The sequence below is a fragment of the Actinoplanes sp. DH11 genome, assembly GCF_020873875.1.
Lineage (GTDB): Bacteria > Actinomycetota > Actinomycetes > Mycobacteriales > Micromonosporaceae > Actinoplanes.
The window spans coordinates 1-21,576 of sequence record NZ_JAHWGU010000006.1; the positions used below are offsets into that span (position 1 = coordinate 1).

Annotated in this window: 18 protein-coding genes; 10 read left to right on the forward strand and 8 right to left on the reverse strand. The window is 70.9% G+C overall.

The features are described 5' to 3' along the window. Positions 1-230: 230 nt before the first annotated feature. A complete protein-coding gene (locus tag LPA41_RS10410; protein WP_308036537.1) occupies positions 231-1,667 on the reverse strand; it encodes an aminotransferase class I/II-fold pyridoxal phosphate-dependent enzyme in 1,437 nt (478 codons plus the stop codon). A gap of 59 nt (positions 1,668-1,726) precedes the next feature. On the opposite strand from LPA41_RS10410, the gene LPA41_RS10415 reads away from it, so the two are divergent. The 8 genes from LPA41_RS10415 to LPA41_RS10450 all read left to right on the forward strand — a co-directional run bounded on the left by LPA41_RS10415 (position 1,727) and on the right by LPA41_RS10450 (position 11,873). Then, entirely contained in the window at positions 1,727-3,214 is a 1,488-nt protein-coding gene (locus tag LPA41_RS10415; protein ID WP_229069891.1) for a CoA-acylating methylmalonate-semialdehyde dehydrogenase, read from the forward strand. Between the two features lie 11 nt (positions 3,215-3,225). Next, complete coding sequence (locus LPA41_RS10420) at positions 3,226-4,566, forward strand: aspartate aminotransferase family protein (protein WP_229069892.1); 1,341 nt, start codon at positions 3,226-3,228, stop codon at positions 4,564-4,566. 137 nt (positions 4,567-4,703) lie between these two features. Next, a complete protein-coding gene (locus LPA41_RS10425) occupies positions 4,704-6,155 on the forward strand; it encodes an aminobutyraldehyde dehydrogenase (RefSeq protein ID WP_229069893.1) in 1,452 nt (483 codons plus the stop codon). 44 nt (positions 6,156-6,199) lie between these two features. Continuing rightward, positions 6,200-7,357 (forward strand): ABC transporter ATP-binding protein, encoded by a 1,158-nt coding sequence (locus tag LPA41_RS10430; RefSeq protein WP_229069894.1) that lies wholly within the window; start codon positions 6,200-6,202, stop codon positions 7,355-7,357. Between the two features lie 44 nt (positions 7,358-7,401). Next, complete coding sequence (locus LPA41_RS10435; RefSeq protein ID WP_229069895.1) at positions 7,402-8,610, forward strand: spermidine/putrescine ABC transporter substrate-binding protein; 1,209 nt, start codon at positions 7,402-7,404, stop codon at positions 8,608-8,610. 3 nt (positions 8,611-8,613) lie between these two features. Continuing rightward, a complete protein-coding gene (locus LPA41_RS10440) occupies positions 8,614-9,477 on the forward strand; it encodes an ABC transporter permease (RefSeq protein ID WP_229069896.1) in 864 nt (287 codons plus the stop codon). Beyond that, a complete protein-coding gene (locus tag LPA41_RS10445; RefSeq protein WP_229069897.1) occupies positions 9,474-10,325 on the forward strand; it encodes an ABC transporter permease in 852 nt (283 codons plus the stop codon). The genes LPA41_RS10440 and LPA41_RS10445 overlap by 4 nt, the downstream gene beginning before the upstream one ends. A 168-nt stretch (positions 10,326-10,493) precedes the next feature. Further along, positions 10,494-11,873: an aspartate aminotransferase family protein gene (locus tag LPA41_RS10450; protein ID WP_308036538.1), complete on the forward strand. Its 1,380-nt coding sequence runs from the start codon at positions 10,494-10,496 to the stop codon at positions 11,871-11,873. Between the two features lie 22 nt (positions 11,874-11,895). On the opposite strand, the gene LPA41_RS10455 is transcribed toward LPA41_RS10450, so the two are convergent. Next, positions 11,896-12,444, reverse strand: coding sequence for a hypothetical protein (locus LPA41_RS10455; RefSeq protein WP_229069898.1), 549 nt, complete (start codon positions 12,442-12,444; stop codon positions 11,896-11,898). Between the two features lie 187 nt (positions 12,445-12,631). On the opposite strand from LPA41_RS10455, the gene LPA41_RS10460 reads away from it, so the two are divergent. After that, entirely contained in the window at positions 12,632-13,054 is a 423-nt protein-coding gene (locus LPA41_RS10460) for a response regulator (RefSeq protein ID WP_229069899.1), read from the forward strand. A 67-nt stretch (positions 13,055-13,121) separates the two neighbouring features. Next, positions 13,122-15,254 carry an ATP-binding protein gene (locus tag LPA41_RS10465; protein WP_229069900.1) on the forward strand — a complete coding sequence of 711 codons (2,133 nt, stop codon included), beginning with the start codon at positions 13,122-13,124 and terminating at the stop codon, positions 15,252-15,254. A 95-nt stretch (positions 15,255-15,349) separates the two neighbouring features. Here LPA41_RS10465 and LPA41_RS10470 read toward each other — a convergent pair whose 3' ends face one another. The 6 genes from LPA41_RS10470 to LPA41_RS10495 form a co-directional block, all read right to left on the reverse strand. Continuing rightward, a complete protein-coding gene (locus LPA41_RS10470; protein WP_229069901.1) occupies positions 15,350-15,550 on the reverse strand; it encodes a hypothetical protein in 201 nt (66 codons plus the stop codon). A 121-nt stretch (positions 15,551-15,671) separates the two neighbouring features. Next, positions 15,672-16,949, reverse strand: a complete 1,278-nt coding sequence (locus tag LPA41_RS10475) for an FAD-binding oxidoreductase (RefSeq protein WP_229069902.1) — start codon at positions 16,947-16,949, stop codon at positions 15,672-15,674. Between the two features lie 2 nt (positions 16,950-16,951). Next, a complete protein-coding gene (locus LPA41_RS10480; RefSeq protein WP_229069903.1) occupies positions 16,952-17,407 on the reverse strand; it encodes an Lrp/AsnC family transcriptional regulator in 456 nt (151 codons plus the stop codon). 100 nt (positions 17,408-17,507) lie between these two features. Then, on the reverse strand, positions 17,508-18,785 hold the full coding sequence (gene gabT / locus LPA41_RS10485; RefSeq protein WP_229069904.1) for a 4-aminobutyrate--2-oxoglutarate transaminase: 1,278 nt from the start codon (positions 18,783-18,785) through the stop codon (positions 17,508-17,510). 3 nt (positions 18,786-18,788) lie between these two features. Beyond that, positions 18,789-20,225 carry a gamma-aminobutyraldehyde dehydrogenase gene (locus tag LPA41_RS10490; RefSeq protein WP_229069905.1) on the reverse strand — a complete coding sequence of 479 codons (1,437 nt, stop codon included), beginning with the start codon at positions 20,223-20,225 and terminating at the stop codon, positions 18,789-18,791. Positions 20,226-20,330: 105 nt separating this feature from the next. Further along, positions 20,331-21,536: a PP2C family protein-serine/threonine phosphatase gene (locus tag LPA41_RS10495; protein ID WP_229069906.1), complete on the reverse strand. Its 1,206-nt coding sequence runs from the start codon at positions 21,534-21,536 to the stop codon at positions 20,331-20,333. Positions 21,537-21,576: the final 40 nt, after the last annotated feature.

The following is a 21,576-nucleotide window of genomic DNA, read 5'->3' on the forward strand; positions in this document are numbered from 1 at the left end:
GCCGGGGGGGGGGGGGGGGGCGGGGGGGGGGGGGGGGGGGGGTGGGGGGGGGGGGGGACGCCGTGGGGTGGTGAGCGCGCGGTGTGGGGTGGCGGGGACGCCGTGGGGTGGCGAGCGCGCGGTGTGGGGTGGCTGGGGCGGCGGGGGGCCGCGGGAGGGTGTGGGGGCGGCGGGACGGGATCTTCGCTGCGGCTTGGAGGTGCGTCTTCAGCCGCCGGTTTGCGCTGGCGTCAACGGGTGATGGGGGGTGTGGCCGCTCGTGCGGCGTGCGCCAGCTGGGTGGACACCTCCGGGTGGCCGTCGGCGATCAGGCCGACGGTGACCCGCAGGTGGGGCTGGCGGGCGGGGCCGACGGTGAACGCGGTGCCGGCCGCCGCGCCGATGCCGGCACTGGCCAGGTTTAGCAGGGCGGCCTGTTCGTCGGCGACGGGGAGCCAGATGTTGAGGCCTTCGCCGGGCGGCAGGTTGATGCCGGCGGCGGCGAGACCGGTGGTGATCAGGTGGCGCCGGCGGGCGTATTCGTCGCGGGCGGCCCGGACCGCCGCGATCGAGGCAGGGTCGGTGAGCAGGGTGAGCAGCAGATGCTGGAGGAGGCGGCTGGTCCAGCCCTGGCCGAGCAGGCGCCGTTCCAGGATGGGGTCGAGCACGGCTGCGGGGCCGCTGACCGCGGCGAGGCGCAGGTCGGGGCCGTGCGATTTGGAGAAGCTGCGGACGTGGACGACCTGGCGGGGCAGGTGGGCGCCGAGGGAGCAGAGCGGTCCGGACGCGAGGTCGCCGGCGGAGTCGTCTTCGACCACGTACACCTGGGGGTGTGGCGCGAGGACGCCGGCGAGGGCGCCGGATCGCGCGGCGGTCCACGACGCGCCGGTGGGGTTGTGGGCCCGGGGTTGCAGGAAGACGGCGGCGGGTCGCCGGGTCAGGGCGGTGGCGAGCTGGTCGGGCAGCATGCCGGCGGCGTCGGTGCCGACGCCGATCACCGAGACGCCGAGGACTTCGAGCAGGTCGAGCAGGGGCGGGAAGCAGGGGTTCTCGACCACGGCGAGGTCGCCGAGACGCAGCAGGGCGGTGGAGACCTGGTCGACGGCGTCCATCGCGCCGTCGAACACGGCGAGGCGTTCGGCGGGGTACGGCCATTGCTCCCGCAGCAGTTCGCCGAGCGCGGGCAGCACCGGCGCGTCGAGGTAGCTCGTGGGTGCGGGGGAGAGGCCGTGCAGCGCCGGGAGGGGTGGCAGCAGCGCCGGGTCGGGCACGCCGGTGGAGAGGTCGAGGCCGAAGCCGGGGGTGTGGCGCAGTGCGGCCCGGTAGCGCCCGGGGCCGGCGGTGGCGACGGAGGTGCCGCGCCTGCCGTCTGTCCGGATGGTGCCGGCGCGGCGCAGCAGCTGCCAGGCCGCGTTGACGGTGCTGGGGGAGAGGCGCAGTTCGGCGGCGACGGAACGGACGGGCGGCAGTTTCGCGCCGGGGGCGAGGGCGCCGTCGCCGACGGCCCGGCTGACGGCTTCGGCGAGGCCGCGGGCGCTGGGATCGGTGAGGCGTTGCGTCACGGCGCCGAGGGCAGGCGGTTGCGGCACGGCGCCGAGGTCGGTGCGGCGTGGCGTCACGGCGCCGAGGTCAGGCCGTTGCGGCACGGCGCCGAGGTCGGTGGGGCGTGGGGTCACATCGCTGGGCACTTTTGTGACAGTACATTTCAAGGATTGTTCGGTCCATGGCCGTCACATAATGTCGGCCCATGGATCACATCGCGCACTGGATCGGCGGAGCCGAGTCGACCGGCACCTCCGGCCGGGTAGCCCCCGTCTTCAATCCCGCCACGGGCCGGCAGATCGCCGAGGTCGGCCTCGCGAGCGCCGCCGAGGTGGACGCCGCCGTCGCCGTCGCGAAGGAGGCCGCCGCGCAGTGGCGGACGGCGTCGCTGTCGAAGCGTTCCGCGGTGCTCTTCTCGTTCCGTGAGCTGCTCGCGGCCCGGTCCGGTGAGCTCGCGGAGATCGTGACGAGAGAGCACGGCAAGGTGCTCGCCGACGCGGCCGGGGAGATCGCCCGCGGCCTGGAGAACGTCGAGTTCGCCACCGGCATCCCGAACCTGATGAAGGGCTCGTTCTCGGAGCAGGCGGCCACCGGGGTGGACGTCTACTCGATCCGCCAGCCGCTCGGGGTGGTCGCCGGTGTCACGCCGTTCAACTTCCCGGCCATGGTGCCGTTGTGGATGTGTGCGACGGCGATCGCGGCGGGCAACGCGTTCGTGCTGAAGCCGAGTGAGAAGGACCCGTCGGCCGCGCTGTTCCTGGCCCGGCTCTGGAAAGAGGCGGGGCTGCCGGACGGTGTCTTCACGGTCGTGCACGGCGACAAGGAAGCGGTCGACGCGATCCTGGCGAACCCGGACGTGGTGGCGGTCAGTTTCGTGGGGTCCACCCCGATCGCGAAGTACATCTACGAGACCGGCACGGCGTACGGCAAGCGGGTGCAGGCCCTCGGCGGCGCGAAGAACCACATGATCGTGCTGCCCGACGCCGAGCTGGACGCGGCCGCCGACGCGGCGATCAGTGCGGGGTACGGCGCGGCCGGCGAACGGTGCATGGCGATCTCCGTGGTGGTGGCCGTGGGCGACATCGCGGATCCGCTGGTCGAGGCGATCGCGGCCCGGCTTCCCACGATCAAGATCGGGGACGGCGCGGACCCGTCCTCGGAGATGGGACCGCTCATCAGCGCCCAGCACCGGGACCGGGTCGCCGGTTACATCGAGGCCGGCGCGGCCGAGGGCGCGACGGTGGTGGCCGACGGCCGCTCGGAGGACCTGCCGGGCGGCGGCTTCTTCCTGGGCGCCACCCTGCTCGACAACGTGACACCGTCGATGACCGTCTACACCGACGAGATCTTCGGCCCGGTGCTGAGCGTCGTGCGGGTGGACACCTACGCCGAGGCGGTCCGGCTGGTCAACGACAACGAGTACGGCAACGGCACCGCGATCTTCACCCGGGACGGCGGCGCCGCCCGGCAGTTCCAGTTCGACGTGAACGCGGGCATGGTCGGCGTCAACGTGCCGATCCCGGTGCCGGTGGCCTACTACTCGTTCGGCGGCTGGAAGGCGTCGCTGTTCGGCGACACCCACATGTACGGCCCGGACGGCATCCACTTCTTCACCCGCGGCAAGGTCGTCACGTCGCGCTGGCCCGACCCGGGGACTTCGTCGATCGACCTCGGCTTCCCGCAGACCCGGTGAGGATGGATCACATGACCTCGGACTCGCAGGTGCGCGCCGACGACCGCGCCCACGTCTTCCACTCCTGGTCCGCGCAGGGCCTGATCGACCCGCTGCCGATCAAGGGGGCGTCGGGCAGCTGGTTCTGGGACTACGACGACCGCCGGTACCTGGACTTCTCGTCGCAGCTCGTCAACATCAACATCGGGCACCAGCACCCGCGGCTGGTGGCGGCCATCCAGGAGCAGGCCGCCACGCTCTGCACGATCCAGCCGGCCTTCGCCAACGACAAGCGCGGCGAGGCGGCCCGGATGATCGCTGAGGTCGCGCCGGAGGGGCTGAACAAGGTCTTCTTCACCAACGGCGGCGCCGAGGCGAACGAGAACGCGATCCGGATGGCGCGGCTGCACACCGGGCGGCACAAGGTGCTCTCCACCTACCGCAGCTACCACGGCTCGACGGCGACCGCGATCACCGCCACCGGCGACCCGCGGCGCTGGCCCAACGAGCCGGTGGCGGTCGGCGTCGTGCACTTCTGGGGGCCGTACCCGTACCGCTCGCCGTTCCACTCGGACAGCGCCGAGCAGGAGGCCGAGCGGGCGCTGGCGCACCTGCGCGACACCGTGGTGTTCGAGGGGCCGGGCACGATCGCCGCGATCCTGATCGAGACGGTGGTCGGCACCAACGGCATCCTGGTGCCCCCGCCGGGATACCTCGCCGGCGTGCGGGCGATCTGCGACGAGTTCGGGATCGTCCTCATCGCCGACGAGGTGATGGCGGGGTTCGGCCGGTGCGGCGAGTGGTTCGCCGTCGACCGCTGGGGCGTCGTCCCGGACCTGATCACCTTCGCCAAGGGGGTGAACTCGGGGTACCTGCCGCTCGGCGGCGTGATCATCTCCGAGGCGATCGCCGAGACGTTCCGGGAGCGGCCGTTCCCGGGCGGCCTCACCTACTCCGGGCATCCGCTGGCGTGCGCGTCCGCGGTGGCGAGCATGCAGATCTTCAAGGAGGAGGGCGTCGTCGAGCACGCCCGGATGCTGGGTGAGGACGTGATCGGCCCGGAACTCGCCGCGATCGCGGAGCGGCACCCCAGCGTCGGCGAGGTGCGCGGCCTGGGCGTCTTCTGGGCCGTCGAGCTGGTCACCGATCGGGCCGCGCGGACGCCGCTGGTGCCCTTCAACGCCATCGGCCCGGCCGCCGCGCCGATGGCCGCGGTCGCCGCCGCCTGCAAGGAGCGCGGCCTCTGGCCGTTCACCCATTTCAACCGGATCCATGTGGTGCCGCCGTGCACCATCAGTGTGGACGAGGTGCGGCAGGGCCTGGCGATCCTGGACGAGGCCCTGACCGTGGCGGACGGCTATACCACCACCTGAACACAGGATTACGTCGCCTGAAACGGGGTCGAAGTTCTGATTCCGTTTCAGGCTTGGAAATTACTTCGGATTCCCTTGCCCCTCCACACGCCGATGTGGAATGGTCTCGCCAGCCCGGGTGAGATCCCCGGCACACCATGAACCGGAAGGCCCCCTCTTTCGTGAGTACCGTGCTGCGCAACTTCGTTGCCGGGTCGTACACCGACACCGCCGACGGGATCACCTCACCGGTCGTCGACCCCAGCACGGGGGAGACCTACGCGCAGGCGCCGGTCTCCTCGGCGCGCGACGTGGCGGCGGCCGTCGACGCCGCCGCCGAGGGGTTCGAGACGTGGCGCGACAGCACCCCGGCGGAGCGGCAGCGGGCGCTGCTGCGGATCGCGGACGCCGTCGAGGCCCGGGCCGAGGAGATCATCGCGGCGGAGTGCCGCAACACCGGCAAGCCGGTTGAGGCGACCCGCCAGGAGGAGATGGCGCCGATCCTCGACGAGCTGCGGTTCTTCGCCGGCGCGGCGCGCATCCTGGAGGGCAAGGCGGCGGGGGAGTACCTGCGGGACCACACCTCGTTCGTGCGGCGTGAGCCGATCGGCGTGGTCGCGCAGGTCGCGCCCTGGAACTATCCGATGGTGATGGCGGTCTGGAAGTTCGCGCCGGCCGTCGCGGCCGGCAACGCGGTGGTGCTCAAGCCCTCCGACACCACCCCGGTGAGCACGCTGCTGCTCGCCGAGATCGCCGCGGAGTTCCTGCCGCCGGGCGTGCTCAACGTGGTCTGCGGCGACCGGGACACCGGCCGGGCCCTGGTGGCGAACCCGGTGCCGCAACTCGTGTCGATCACCGGTTCGACCCGGGCCGGCATGGAGGTGGCGGCGGCCGCGGCACCGGATCTGAAGAAGGTTCATCTGGAGCTCGGTGGCAAGGCGCCGGTCGTGGTCTTCGACGACGTCGACATCGAGGCGACCGCCGCCGCGATCGCCGGCGCCGGCTACTTCAACGCCGGCCAGGACTGCACGGCCGCGACCCGGGTGCTGGTGCACGAGCGGATCGCCGCCGACTTCAGCGCCGCGCTGGCGGCCGCGGCCCGCGGCACCCGGGTGGGCCCGCCGTCGGACACCGGTGCCTGGTTCGGCCCGGTCAACAACGCCGACCAGCTGGAGCGGGTCACCGGTTTCCTGGCGCGCACCCCAGAGCACGCCGCGGTGGTGGCCGGCGGCAAGCGGATCGGCGAGCGCGGATACTTCCTGGAACCGACCGTCGTGACCGGACTGCGCCAGCGGGATGAGATGATCCAGGACGAGATCTTCGGCCCGGTCATCACGGTGCAGAGCTTCAGTGACGAGGCACAGGCGGTCCGCTGGGCCAACGACGTCCGGTTCGGTCTCAGCGCCAGCGTCTGGACGCAGAACCACGGCCGGGCGATGCGAGTCTCCCGTCGGCTCGACTTCGGCGCGGTGTGGATCAACACGCACCTGCCGTTCGTCTCGGAGATGCCGCACGGAGGCTACGGTCACTCCGGTTACGGCAAAGACCTTTCGATGTACGGCTTCGAGGAGTACACCCGGATCAAGCACGTGATGAGCTACAACGGCTGATCCGGCCACCAGAACCCGCAAAAAAGCCCCGCTTGAGGTGATAGATGACCACTTCTCCCCCGCACCACGCCACGAGTGCGCCGCCTGGGAACGGGCAGCACACCGGGCACCCGGCGATCGAGTTCGCCGGCGTGCGCAAGGATTACCTGTCGCACGGTGAGGCGGTGCCGGCCGTCAAGAGCCTGGACCTGGCGATCGGACAGGGGGAGTTCTTCTCGCTGCTCGGCCCCTCCGGCTGCGGCAAGACCACCACCATGCGGATGATCGCGGGCTTCGAGGACCCCACCGCCGGCAAGATCTTCCTCGACGGCAAGGACGTCACGGGTGTCGCGCCGAACAAGCGGGACGTCAACATGGTCTTCCAGTCGTACGCCCTCTTCCCGCACCTGAACGTGCTGCAGAACGTCGCCTTCGGCCTGGAGCGCAAGAAGGTCGCGAAGAGCGAGATCCGCCGCCGGGTCGGCGAGATGCTGGAGATCGTGTCGCTGACCGGGATGGAGAAGCGGCAGCCCAAGGAGATGTCCGGTGGCCAGCAGCAGCGGGTGGCCCTGGCCCGGGCCCTGGTGAACCATCCCCGCGCCCTGCTGCTCGACGAGCCGCTCGGCGCCCTCGACCTCAAGCTGCGCCAGCAGATGCAGGTCGAGCTCAAGCGCATCCAGCGCGAGGTCGGCATCACCTTCGTCTACGTCACGCACGATCAGGGCGAGGCGCTGACCATGTCGGACCACATCGCGGTGATGAACGGCGGCCTGATCGAGCAGCTCGGCTCGCCGCGGGCCATCTACGAGCGCCCGGCGTCGCGGTTCGTGGCCGGCTTCATCGGCACCTCGAACCTGATCGACGGGCGGATCGCCTGGGTCGAGAACGGCCTCGGGGTGATCGACCTGGGCTCGGGGGAGCGGGTGCTGATGCCGGTGCCCGGCACGGTGCAGCCCGGCCGTGACGTCGAGGTGTCGGTCCGGCCCGAGAAGATCGACCTGCACCGCACGGCGCCGCACGCGCCGGGCCTCAGCGTCGTCTCCGGTGTCGTCTCCGAGGTTGTGTATCACGGCACATCGACGAACTACACAGTGGCGACGACCGCCGGATCGGACTTCGTGGTGTTCGATCAGAACGCACATGACGCCGAGGACGTCGCCTCGCGCGGCGAGCGCGTCTTCCTCACCTGGGCCCCGCAGCACTCGTACCCGATCGGAGTCTGAAGTTGTTTCCCACCGATAAGCCGGACCCCTCCGTCCTCCGGGGCATGACGCAGCGGCGGTTCGGCCGCCGCGACGCGCTGCGCCTCGGCGGGATGTCGGCAATGGGAGCGTTCCTCGCCGCCTGCGGCGTGCAAGGACAGGGCAAGCCGCAGGCCAGTGTCGCGCCCGACGCCGTCGCCAAGTTCTGGGGCGGCAAGGCCAAGAACGGCAAGCTGAACTTCGCCAACTGGCCGCTGTACATGGACCCGAAGAAGCCGGAACTCAAGAAGTTCACCGAGAAGACCGGCATCCAGGTCAACTACGACGAAGTGATCGAGGAGATGGGGCCGTGGTTCGCCAAGGTCCAGCCGCAGCTGTCCGCCGGGCAGTCGATCGGCTTCGACCTCATGGTGATCACGAACTCGATCCAGTTCGGCCAGTTCCGCGACGCCGGCTTCCTGGCGCCGCTGGACCACTCGAAGCTGCCGAACTACGTGGCCAACGCGGCCAAGTCGTACGCGCAGTCCTCCTACGACCTGGGCAACGTGTTCAGCATCCCGTGGGCCTCCGGCATCACCGGCATCGCCTACGACCCGGACAAGATCAAGCGCCCGATCACCAAGCTCGCCGACCTGTGGGACCCGGAGTTCAAGGGCAAGGTCGGCATGTTCCGCGACCTGCAGGAGCTGGGCAACTTCGGTCTGCTCGCGGCGGGCCTCAAGCCGGCCGAGTCGGGTGAGGCGGAGTGGCGCAAGGCGGCCGCGAAGCTGCGCGAGCAGAAGGACGCCGACATCGTCCGGCAGTACTACGACCAGAGCTACGTCGACGCGCTCGGCAAGGGCGAGGTCTGGATCACCCAGGCCTGGTCCGGTGACATCTTCCAGAAGAACGTCTCCGACGGCACGAACTTCAAGTTCGTGATCCCCGAGGAGGGCGGCACCATCTGGACCGACAACATGACCATCCCGATCACGGCGGAGAACCCGGTCGACGCGATCACCGCGATGGACTTCTTCTACGAGGTGGAGAACGCCGCCACCCTGGCCGAGTACATCAACTACGTGTGCCCGGTGCCGGCCGCGCAGGCTGCCATGAGGAAGCACGCCGCGGCGCTCTCCGGCGAGGACAAGGAGTACCTGGAGTCGGTCGCGAGCAGCGAACTGGTCTTCCCGGGCGAGTCCGACTACGCCAAGCTGCACTACTACGTCGACTTCAACACGGCCGAGGAGCAGCAGGACTTCACCAAGATCTTCGACCCGATCGTGCTGGGCTGATCCATGGGCCGGGTCAGACGTGCACTCGCGCCCTACCTGCTCGTACTGCCGGGTGGGTTGTGGCTCCTGATGTTCTTCGCGGTGCCGATGGCGACCATGCTGTCGTTGTCGCTGCAGGAGGGCGACATCGTCAACGGGTACGTCTTCACGGGTCACTGGCAGACCTACGTGGAGGCGATCTCTGATTATCAGACCCAGTTGATCCGCTCGCTGGTGTACGGCGCCGTCGCCACGATCATCCTGATCGTGCTGGCATTTCCGGCCGCGTACTGGATCGCCTTCTACGGTGGCCGGCGCAAGGCGACCTACCTGTTCCTGCTGCTGTTGCCGTTCTTCGTGTCGTTCGTGCTGCGCACCATCTCGTGGCGGCTGATCCTCACCGACGACGGCTTCCTGCTGCGCCCGCTGAAGGAGATCGGGCTCCTCGCCGACGGATTCCACATCCTCGGCACCCCGGTCGCGGTGATCGGCGGCCTGGTGTACAACTTCCTGCCCTTCATGGTGCTGCCGATCTACGTGGCCCTGGAGCGCATCGACCCGCGTGTGGTCGAGGCGGCGCGGGACCTGTACGCCTCGCCGATCACCGCGTTCCGCCGGGTGATCCTGCCGCTGGCGCTGCCCGGCGTCTTCGCCGGCGTGCTGATGACGTTCATCCCGGTCAGTTCCGACTACGTCAACTCGGAGGTGCTGGGCAGCTCGGAGACCACCATGATCGGGCAGGTAATCCAGAGTCAGTATCTGTCGAGTTCCAACTACCCGACCGCCTCGGCGCTCTCCTTCACCCTGATGGCGGTGCTGCTGATCGGCGTCTTCTCCTACGCGAGGGCGCTCGGCACCGAGGACGTCATGAAGGTGGCGGCCCGATGACCACGACGATGCCCGCGCCGGAGACGACGGTTACGCCGCCGGTACCGCGGCGGCGGCTGATCCGTTTCGGCGGCGTCCAGCTGATGCACCTCTACACCTGGCTGATCATCGGGTGGCTGATCCTGCCGATCCTGGTGATGATCCTGTTCGGGTTCAACAACCCGAGCGGGCGCTACAACCAGACCTGGCAGGGCTTCACACTGAAGTGGTACGGGCAGCTCTTCGCGCTCGAGGACCTCACCTCGGCGTTGATCCTGTCGCTGGTCATCGCGATCGCGGCGTCGGTGATCTCGGCGGCGCTCGGCACCGGCATCGGTTACGCGCTGGGCCGGCACCGGTTCCGCGGCGCCGGCGGCATGAACCTGATCATGTTCGCCACGATGTCGTCACCGGAGCTGGTGATGGGCGCGTCGCTGCTGACGCTGTTCGTCTCGCTCGGCGTCGGCCTGGGCCCGCTGACGATCACCATCGCGCACGTCATGTTCTCCATCTCGTTCGTCGCTACCGTGGTGCGGGCCCGGGTGCTCACCCTGGACCGGTCGCTCGAGGAGGCCGCCGCCGACCTCGGGGCGAACGCGTGGACGACGTTCTGGAAGGTGACCTTCCCGATCATCCTGCCGGCCGTCTTCTCCGGTTTCATGCTGGCGTTCGCGCTGAGCGTGGACGATTTCGTGGTCACCAACTTCACCGCGGGCACCAGCGTCACGTTCCCGCTGTGGATCTGGGGCGCCACCCGTGTCGGCCTGCCGCCGCAGGTGAACGTGATGGGCACGCTGATCTTCGCGGCCGGCGTGCTGATCGCGGTGCTCACCAGCATCCGGTCCCGGCCCCGCCGGCAGACCGGCTGACAGAGGTGCGTGCGGCGCCGCCGGGTCATCGGCCCGGCGGCGCCGTTTTTGTACGCCCAGACGTCCCGAAACGGCGCGGAAATAGTTGCTTGTGGTCTTGTGCGCAACGGATTCCGTAGGCAGGATCACCTGCAACAGCCGTAACCAGTGGCGTGCAGGAGACTCAACGTGACAGATCGACCCGCTGACGTGGACGCCCTCTCCGCGACCGCCCGTGACCACCTGTGGATGCACTTCACCCGGCTCTCCGCCTATCAGGACGCGCCCGTCCCGGTGATCGCCCGGGGCGACGGCTGCTACATCTGGGACTCCACCGGCAAGCGCTACCTCGACGGTCTGTCCGCCCTGTTCGTCGTGCAGACCGGTCACGGCCGGCAGGAACTCGCCGAGGCGGCCGCCAAGCAGGCCGGTGAACTCGCCTACTTCCCGATCTGGTCGTACGCGCACCCCAAGGCGATCGAGCTGGCCGGCCGGCTGGCCGACCTGGCCCCCGGCGACCTGAGCCGGGTCTTCTTCACCACCGGCGGCTCCGAGGCCGTGGAGAGCGCCTGGAAGCTGGCGCGCTCCTACTACAAGCGGGTCGGCAAGCCGCTCAAGACCAAGGTCGTCTCCCGCGCGGTCGCCTACCACGGCAGCTCGATGGGCGCCCTGTCGATCACCGGGATCCCGCCGTTCAAGCAGGACTTCGAGCCGCTGGTGCCGAGCACCGTGCGGGTGCCGAACACCAACTACTACCGGCGTCCCGACGAGAACATGACACCGGAGCAGTTCGGCGTCTGGGCCGCCGACCGGATCGCCGAGGCGATCGAGTTCGAGGGCCCGGACACCGTCGCCGCCGTCTACCTGGAGCCGGTGCAGAACGCCGGCGGCTGCTTCCCGCCGCCGCCCGGGTACTTCCAGCGGGTCCGCGAGATCTGCGACAGGTACGACGTGCTGCTGGTGTCCGACGAGGTGATCTGCGCGTTCGGCCGGCTCGGCGAGTTCTTCGGTGCCGACAAGTACGGCTACCAGCCCGACATCATCACCGTGGCCAAGGGCCTGACCTCGGGCTACGTACCGCTCGGCGCCATGATCGCGTCGGAGCGGCTGGCCGAGCCGTTCCTGACCGGCACCAACTGGTTCGCGCACGGCATCACCTACGGCGGCCACCCGGTCGGCGCCGCCGTCGCGCTGGCCAACCTGGACATCATGGAACGTGAGGGCCTCAACCGGCACGTCACCGACAACAGCCCGCTGTTCCGGTCGTACCTGGAGAAGCTGCTGGACCTGCCGATCGTCGGCGACGTCCGCGGCGACGGCTACTTCTTCGGCATCGAGCTGGTCAAGGACAAGGCCACCAAGGAGACCTTCGACGCCGACGAGTCGGAGCGGCTGCTGCGCGGGTTCCTGTCGCAGGCGCTCTTCGACGCCGGTCTCTACTGCCGCGCCGACGACCGGGGCGACCCGGTGATCCAGCTGGCGCCGCCGCTGACCGCGACCGAGACGCAGTTCGCCGAGATCGAGCAGATCCTGCGCTCGGTGCTGACCGAGGCGCAGACCCTGCTCTGAGCCGCCGGGCCGGCCGGGTTCGTCAGGCGGACCCGGCCAGCCTGTCCATCACCCGGACCACGTCGCCGCGCAACGCGTCCTGCATCTCCTGCTCGGTCGCCGGCCAGCCGGCCGGCTCGGTCACGAACCCCGAGTAGTGGTAGGACAGCACCAGGCCGCCGTCGCGCACCACGAACTTGAACACGCTCAGGTTCTGCGGCTGCCACGGCTTGCTGTCGTCGTGCCAGCGCCGCAGGTAGGCCTCCTGGCCGAGGCCGGTGACCTCGGAGACCGTACCGTCGGCGGTCTTGAACTGGTCGAACTTGGCCTGGGCCGCCGCCTCGTCGGGCAGCACCTCGGCGAAGAGCAGCAGGGTGATGCTGCCGCTGGCGTAGGCCAGCTCGCACTGGCCGTTCGCCGGGTCGGAGCGCTGCTCCGGCGCCTCGGGGATCCGGGCCTGCACCTGGTTCTCGGTGATCAGCGCGCAGACGTCGCCGTCGAGCCGGTAGTCCGGTGGGTCGTCCGAACAGCCGGCGAGCAGTGCGGCGGCGAGCGCCAGCGTGGTCGCGGCGCGGCGGACGATCGGCGGCATCGCCCGATGGTGGCACATGATCACCACTCCGGTGGCCCCGCACGCCGCGCGGCTCACCTTCGCACGTTTTCGTCAAGCCCGTGACGGAACCCGAATCGGTGCCCCGGCAGGCCGGAAAAACGGTATAGCGGCCCGGGGTACCCGGCGCAGGGGCATGCTGATCCCGAGACCGTTTGATGGAGCTGATATGGCCGTTCTGCTGATCGCCGAGGACGACGAGGACATCGCGATGGTCCTGGCGCGGGTGTTCAAACGTGCCGGGATGACGGTGCTGCGCGCCCCGGACGGCCTCGCCGCGCTGGAACTGGTCTTCCAGGAACGCCCGGACCTGCTGGTCACCGACCTGGGCATGCCCCGGATGGACGGCTGGGAGCTGATCGAGGCCGTGCGGGCCGACCCGGACGTCGGCCGCACGCCGATCGTGGTGCTCAGCGGGCACCTGCGGCCGGGGGATCCGCGGGCCGGGACCGCGCGGTGCTGCGCGATCCTGCTGAAGCCCTGCCCGAACGATCAGCTGCTGGCCACCGTGCAGGAACTGCTGGAGATCGGGCCGCACCAGCACGGCACAGCCGGCTCACCCTGCCCTGCGGAAATGTCAGTTTCAGTCTGAAAAATCCGGGTACTCGCGCGGCCATCCCTGACCAAGGGGCCGGGGCCGTGAGAATCGGGCTGACGTGATGGTGCTGGACGAGGCAGTGCTGGGAAATCCGGTCCGGCTGGCGGCGGTGGGTTACGCGCTGCGTACCCTGCCCGGCCGCCCCGCCCATCTCGACGACGTCGCCAAACTCGCCGCCCGCCTGCTCGACGCCCCGATGGCCACGATCACCCTGGTCGGCGCCGCACAGGAACACATCCTCGGCATGCACGGCGTGCCCGATCCGTTCCGCAGCACCCGCCTCGTGCCGATGGCCTACTCGGTCTGCAAGTACGCCGTCTGCGCCGACCACCTGGTGCACTGCGCCGACATGGCCGCCGAGGCGGACCCCGAGCTCGGCGAGCACCCGCTGATCGGGGAGTTCGGGGTGCGCAGCTTCCTCACCGTGCCGGTCCGCAACGCCGGCGACCGCCCGATCGGCTCGCTCACCGTGCTGGACACCCGCCCCCGGGACTGGGCCGGCGAGCAGTCGGACACCCTGATGACGATCGCCGAGACGCTGATCCTGCCCGCCGGCCCCGACGTGACAGCCCTCGACGACGGCGCGTTCCTGCGTGCCCTGCTGCAGAGCATGGACGCCGGGGTGATCGCCTGCAACGCCGCCGGCCGGGTGGTCTTCCTGAACCGGGCGATGCGGGAGGTGCGCGGCCTGCCGCCGGAGGGCCCGGTGCCGGCCGACTTCGAGGAACGCACGGCCGCCGTGCTGCGCCACCCCGACAACCGCCCGATGCCCTGGGAACAGACCCCGATGATCCGGGCGCTGCGCGGCGAACAGGTCTGCTCCGAGGACGTGCACGTCACCCTGCCCGGCCACCGCAGCCGGGTCTTCGACAGCACGGCCCGGACCATCCTCGGCCCCGACGGGCAACTGCTGGGCGCGGTCGCCGTCGCCCACGACGTCACCGCGCTGCGCCGGGCCGAACGGTTCCGCGCCTGCCACCTCGCCGTCGAACAGGCGCTCAAGAAGAGCACCACCATCGCCGAGGCCGCGCCCGGGGTGCTGCGCGCGGTCACCGGCACGCTGGGGTGGCCGGCCGCCGAACTCTTCCTGATCGACGACACCACCGGCACCCTCGAGGCGGTCGGGCACTGCGACAGCTCCGGGCTCGACCCGGACGACTTCTTCGGGCACACCCCGGTGCGCGGCGAAGGCATCACCGGCCGGACCTGGCAGACCGGGCGGGCGATCTGGGTGCCGGACCTCGCCGCGAGCCCCGACCTGCGCACCGCGTACGAGCGGGAACGCCTCGCGATCTGCCTGCGCAGCGGGATACGGACCGCGCTGGCCGTGCCCGTCCGCGACGGCGGCACCCTGCTCGGCGTGCTCACCTGCTACGCCGGTACCCAGGAGTACGAACCGGACCTGCTCACCGTGCTGCTCGACGGGGTGGCCGCGCAGATCGGCGTGTTCGTCGCGCTCCGCCGTGCCGAGGAACTGGGCCGGCAACTGGCCCGGGCGCAGGCCGACTTCGTCGACCTCGTCGGCCACGAACTGCGTACCCCACTCACCTCGATCACCGCGAACGCCACCCTGCTGGCCGAGGACACCGCCGGCCTGGACCCGGACTGCCGGCAGATGGCCCGGGTCGTCGCCCGCAACGCCGCCGCCCTGCAACACATCGCCGACACCCTGCTCGACCTGGCCGGCCTCGAGTCCGGGCACCTGAAACTCGACGTCCGCCCCCTCGACCTCGCCGCCCTGGTCACCGAGGCGGTCACCGCGGCCCGGCGCGGCGCCGACCGGCCCATCCTGATCACCGAACTCCCCGCCGAACTGTCCGTGCCCGGCGACGCCGGCCGCCTGCGCCAGGTCGTCGACGACCTGCTCTCCAACGCCATCCGCTACAGCCCGCCCGGCGCCCCGGTGCACGTGCGACTCGAGGCCGGCGCCACGGCGGCCGAGCTGCGCATCGCCGACCTGGGCATCGGCACCCCGGCCGAGGAACGCCCCCGGGTCTTCGACCGCTTCTTCCGCGGCAGCAACGTGCGCCACCAGGGCACCATCGGCAGCGGGCTGGGCCTGAGCCTGGCCCGCGCCATCGTGCTGCAGCACGGCGGCACGATCCGCCTCGACGACAACCGTCCCTCCGGAACGGTCGTCACCGTCCGCCTGCCGCTGCCGGAAACCCCGTCCGGCGGCGCAGACCTCCGGTGAGCTGCCGCCTCGGCGACAGCGGTACCTCGTGGGGTGTGGAAGACCGACGCCCCGGCATCATCGAGCACACGTCAGGGCGCCGGTCGGTGCTCGTCTCAGAAGTCCGCGGCGACGGCCATGTTGAACCGCTCGAGCGCCTCCTTCTTCTCCGGGGAGAGTTCGTCGATGTTGACGGAGTGCGTGCGCTGCGTGTCCTGATGCAGGTCCACACCCTGCACCAGGCCTTGAACGATGTCGTCTGCCTCGTCGGCCGTGAAGCCCGCGTCCGTCAGGATGTTCGTCGGTAGCTCAGTCATGTCGCCCGGCTTACCCATCGACGCCGCTTTCCGTCTGTCGTCCTGGCGGAACAGGGGTGCATATAGGGGTTCACCCCAGTCCTCAACCGGGCCCCTCGGTCCGCGGCCGAGAGGGGGAGGGTCAGGCGACGGTGCGGCGGTCCCAGGCGTCGAGCAGGGCGGTGGCGCGCAGGCCCGCGTTGATGCCGAGCCAGCGTGCCGGTTCCGGCTCCCAGCGCCGGGAACGATGATTGACCCAGGGCAGGGTGGTCAGGTCGCTCTCGGTGCCGCGGATCAGGTCGGCGAGGGTACGCCCGGCGAGGTTGGCCGCCGCGACGCCGTCGCCGACGTAGCCGCCTGCCCAGGCGACACCGTCGCGCAGGCCCACCGAGGGCATCCAGTCGCGGGGGATGCCGAGGGGGCCGCCCCAGCGAGCGGCGATCGGCGGTTCGACGCCGAACAGTTCGCCGATGGTGCGGCGCAGTGCCTCGAACACCGCGGGCACCCGGTCGAATTCGGGGCGGACGCGGGAACCGTAGTGGTACGGCGCGCCGCGGCCGCCGAAGGCGAGACGGTCGTCGGCCGTACGCTGACCGTAGATGACCATGCGGCGTTCGTCGGTGAAGGTTTCCCGCCGGGCCAGGCCCACCCGGTCCCAGAAGGAGGCGGGCAGCGGCTCGGTCGCGACCATCAGGCTGTAGACCGGCGCCAGGCTGCGGCGGTGCCCGGCCAGCCCGGCCGTGTATCCCTCCAGCGCCCGCACCACGGTCCCGGCCCGGACCGTGCCGTGGCCGGTGGTCACGGTGCCGCGCCCGATCCGGAGCGCCCGGGTGCCCTCGTGGACGGTGACGCCGAGCCGTTCGACCGTCTCGGCCAGCCCGCGCACCAGCTTGGCTGGGTGCAGCGCCGCGCAGTGTTCGCTGTAGATGCCGCCGAGCACGCCGTGCGCGTCGCAGACGGCCCGGGCCTGCGCGGCGTCGAGGAAACCGTCGGCGTCGCGGGCCCGGCGCAGCTGGGCGGGGCTGCGCACCAGGGAGATGGTGCCGCCTTTCGCGTAGTCGCAGTCGATGCCCTCGGCGGCCGCGGCCCGGCCCACCTCGTCGACCGCGTCGCCGAGTGCGGTGTGCATGGCGGCGGCCGCTTCCGCGCCGTGCCGGCGGGCCAGTTTCGCCTCGGAGACCGGGAACAGCCCGGACGCCCAGCCGCCGTTGCGGCCGGAGGCGCCGAATCCGCAGAACTCCGCCTCCAGCACCACGATCCGCAGGCTCGGGTCGGATTTGGCCAGGTAGTACGCCGTCCAGAGGCCGGTGTAGCCGCCACCGACGATCGCCACGTCGGCGTCGCGGTCACCGGGCAGCGCGGGACGCCGGGCGTCCAGGGGGCCGATCGAGTCGAGCCAGAAGGAGGGGCTGGTGCTCACGGTCAGCGGGTTCCCCAAGCGTAGGTCTGTTTGGCGAGTTTCAGGTACATGAAGGTGTCCGCCTCGGTGACGCCGGCGACCGTGCGGATCTTCTCGTTGAGCAGGTCCAGCAGGTGCTCGTCGTCGGTGCAGACCAGCTCCACGAGCAGGTCGTAGCGGCCGGCGCAGATCACCACGTAGTCGACCTCGGGGATGGTCGCGATCTCGTCGGCGATGGCGCGCAGGTCGCCGGTGACGCGCAGGCCGACCATGGCCTGCCGGGCGAAACCCAGGGTGAGGGGGTCGGTCACCGCGACGATCTGCATCAGGTCGTTGTCGAGCAGGCGCTGCACCCGCTGGCGCACGGCCGCCTCGGAGAGACCGATCGTCTTCGCGAGGGTCGCGTACGACATCCGGCCGTCCCGTTGCAGGTGCTCGATGATCTGCTTGTTGATGTCGTCCAGGGCCACGTCGGTCACGCCGCGATTCTTCCCTGTGAGGATTGGCGAGAGCAAAGGGACGGAGCCTTTCGGGGGAGAATGACGGTGCCCGCCCGTGCCGGGGCGGGCACCGCGGACATCAGCTCAGCGCCGCACGCAGGATGTCGATGCCCCGGCGCAGATCCGCATCGGAGATCACCAGGGGCGGCAGGAACCGCAGCACGTTGCCGTAGGTGCCGCAGGTCAGGGTGAGCAGCCCCGCGTCGTGGCAGGCCTTGGCGACCGCGGCCGTGCGCACCGGGTCGGGTTCCAGGCCGCCCGGCCGCACCAGCTCGATCGCGATCATCGCGCCGCGGCCGCGCACCTCGGCGATGCCCGGGTCCGTCCCGGCCAGTTCCCGCAGCGCCGGGACCAGCACGCCCTCGATCCGGCGTGCCTCGGCCGCCAGGTCCAGTTCGCGCATCGTCTCGATCGCGGCGAGCGCGGCGGCGCAGGCCACCGGGTTGCCGCCGTAGGTGCCGCCGAGACCACCGGCGTGCACCGCGTCCATCAGGTCGGCGCGCCCGGTGACACCGGCGATCGGCAGGCCGCCGCCCATGCCCTTGGCCGTGGTGATCAGGTCCGGTTCGACGCCTTCGTCCTCGCAGGCGAACCATTGACCGGTACGCGCGAACCCGGTCTGGATCTCGTCGGCGATGAGGACCGCGCCGTTGTGCCGCGCCCAGTCCGCGATGGCCGGCAGGAAGCCCGGCGCCGGCACGATGAAACCGCCCTCGCCCTGGATCGGCTCGATCAGCACGGCCGCCACGTTGTCCGCGCCGACCTGCTTCTCGATCACGTCGATCGCCCGGCGGGCCGCGGTGGCGCCGTCCAGCCCGCCGTCGCGCAGCGGGTACGACATGGGTGCCCGGTAGACCTCCGGTGCGAACGGGCCGAACCGGTGCTTGTACGGCATGTTCTTGGCGGTCAGCGCCATGGTCAGGTTGGTCCGGCCGTGGTAGGCGTGGTCGAACACCACGACCGCCTGCCGCCCGGTGGCGTGCCGTGCGATCTTGACGGCGTTCTCCACCGCCTCGGCACCCGAGTTGAACAGTGCGGCCCGTTTCTCGAACGTGCCGGGGGTCAGCGCGATCAGTTGTTCGCAGACCGCCACGTAGGACTCGTAGGGCGCGACCATGAAACAGGTGTGCGTGAACCGCTCGACCTGTTCCTTGACGGCGGCCACCACGCGCGGCGCCGCGTTGCCCACGGTGGTGACGGCGATGCCGGACGCGAAGTCGATCCACTCCCGGCCGTCGACGTCGGTGAGGGTGCCGCCGGCGGCGTGGTCGACGTAGGCGGTGACGGTGGAGCCGACACCGCGCGCCACCGCCGCGACCCGGCGTTTGTGCAGTTCTTCGGAAGAGGGGGAGGACATCGCTCAAGCCCCCACGTGGTGCATGACGTGCTTGAGGCGGGTGTAGTCCTCCAGGCCGTACACCGACAGGTCCTTGCCGTGCCCGGAGTGCTTGAACCCGCCGTGCGGCATCTCGGCGACCAGCGGGATGTGGCAGTTCACCCAGACGCAGCCGAAGTCCAGGCGCTGGGTCATCCGCATCGCGGTGCCGTGGTCGGAGGTCCAGACGCTGGAGGCGAGCGCGTAGTCGACGCCGTTCGCGTACGCCACCGCCTGGTCCTCGTCGGTGAACCGCTGCACGGTGATGACCGGGCCGAACACCTCGTTCTGGATGATCTCGTCGTCCTGGCGCAGGCCGGAGACCACGGTCGGCGAGTAGAACCAGCCGCGGTCGCCGACCCGCGCGCCGCCGGCCTGCAGCACCGCGTGCTCCGGCAGCCGGTCGATGAAACCGGAGACCCGGGCCAGCTGGTTCGCGTTGTTGACCGGTCCGTAGAGCACGTCCTCGTCGTCCGGCGCGCCGGTCCGGATGCCGCGGGCCTGCTCGGCCAGCGCGGCCACGAAGTCGTCGTGCACGCCCGCGCCGACCAGCACCCGGGTGGCGGCCGTGCAGTCCTGGCCGGCGTTGAAGTAGCCGGCCTCGGCGATCCCGGCTGCGGCCGCCGCCACGTCGGCGTCGTCGAAGACCACGACCGGGGCCTTGCCGCCCAGCTCCAGGTGGGTGCGTTTGAGGTCGGCGGCGGCCGAGCCGGCGACCTCCATGCCGGCACGCACCGAACCGGTGATCGACACCATCTGCGGGGTGCGGTGGGTGACCAGGGCGCGGCCGGTGTCCCGGTCGCCGAGGACCACGTTGAAGACGCCGGCCGGGAAGAACTCGGCGGCGATCTCGGCCAGGCGCACCGTGGTGACCGGGGTGGTGTCGGAAGGCTTGAGGACCACCGTGTTGCCCGCGGCGAGCGCCGGCGCGATCTTCCAGACCGCCATCAGCAGCGGATAGTTCCAGGGCGTGACCTGGGCGCAGACCCCGATCGGCTCGCGCCGCACGTAGCTTTCGTAGCCGTCCAGGTACTGCCCGGCGGAACGGCCCTCGAGCAGCCGGGCGGCGCCGGCGAAGAAGCGGATCTGGTCGATCGCCGGCGGCAGCTCCTCGCTGGCGGTCAGGCCCAGCGGCTTGCCGGTGTTGCGCGACTCCAGGGCGACCAGCTCGTCGGCCTGCGCCTCGATCGCGTCGGCGAACTTGAGCAGCGCCCGCTGCCGGTCGCTGGGTGTCGCGGAACGCCATTTCCCGAACGCGCCGGCGGCGGCCTGCATGGCGCGGTCGACGTCCTCGGCGCCGGAGACGGGCGCGGAGGCGAAGACCTCGCCGGTCGACGGGTCGATCAGGTCCTCGTAGCGCCCGTCGACGGGCGCTACGGCCTCGCCGGCGACGAAGTTGTGCAGAACCGTCTTGGCGCTCATCCGGCCTCCAGCTGTGGTATCAGTGCATGCGGGCCCATCTTTTCCGCTGAATCCGTGGCGAACAAGAGGGTCCAAGAATTTTTCCGTACCGGAAACGCGGCCGTCTCATGGCTGGCGGCGGACCGCCAGAACGGCGACGTCGTCGGTCGGCCGCTCGACGCCGGCCTCCGCCATGACGGTAGCGCAGACCACGTCGGCCGGTCCCGGCGTGACGATGCCGATCAGGTCGTCCAGCCCGACGTCGATCACCTGGTGACGCCGCTCCACCAGGCCGTCGGTGTAGCAGAACAGCACCGCCCCCGGGCACAGCGCCAGCACCGTGCTGCGCCGGGCCCGCCGGTGCCGGCCCACACCCAGCGGCGGATCCACCGCGCACCCGGCCAGCACCACCGGGCGGCCCGGCTCGGCCAGCACCGGGCGCAGGTGCCCGGCCGAGGAGATGAGGGCGCGGTCGCGTTCCGGGCTGAACATGACGTACAGCGCGGTGGTGAGGCTGCCGGCCTCGAAATGCCGGACCTTGCGGTCGAGCAGGGTGAGCGCCTCCGCCGGGTCGTCGCAGATCAACGCGTACGCCCGGAGGGCGCTGCGGATCCGTCCCATCACCACGGCCGAGGCGAGGCCGTGCCCGGACACGTCGCCGATCACCACGCCGACCCAGCCGGAGGGCAGGGTGAACACGTCGTACCAGTCGCCGCCGACGCCCGCCGCGTGGCCCGGGACGTAACGGGCGGCCAGTTCCAGGCCCGGCACCTCGGGCAGCCGGGCCGGCAGCAGGCTGCGCTGCAACGCGAGCGCGGCCTGCTGCTCCAGCTTGACCGTGCGGATCCGCCCGGCCACCCCGGCCCGGTCGGCGACGAGCTCCAGCAGCGCCACGTCGTCGTCGCCGAAGTCGCGCCGGCTCAGCGAACCGACGTGCAGAACCCCGACGAGGTCGCTGCCGACCATGATGGGTACGCCGAGCAGCGACCGGATCCCCTTCTCCAGCAGGACCGGGTTGAGCACGTCGGCCTCGGTGACCTCGGCGAGCCGCACCGGCCTGCGGGTCGCCGCGATCCGGCCGGCGAAACCCCGGCCCACCGCGACCCGGAAACCGTTGCGGACCTCCTCCTCCAGGCCCTTGGCGGCGGTCGCGACCAGCTGCTGGGCGTGCACGTCGAGCAGCAGCACCGCGGCGGTGTCCACGTCGAGCAGATCGCGCACCCGGTCCAGCAGCTCGTCGAGGAGATCCGAGACGTCGAGCCGGGACAGCGTCGCATCAGTGACCGCCTGGAGCCGGCGCAGCCGCTCGTCGTCGTTGATGCGTCGGGGCACGGTCAAAGCCTAGTGTTCGCCGCCGGGCCACCGGCGTAAC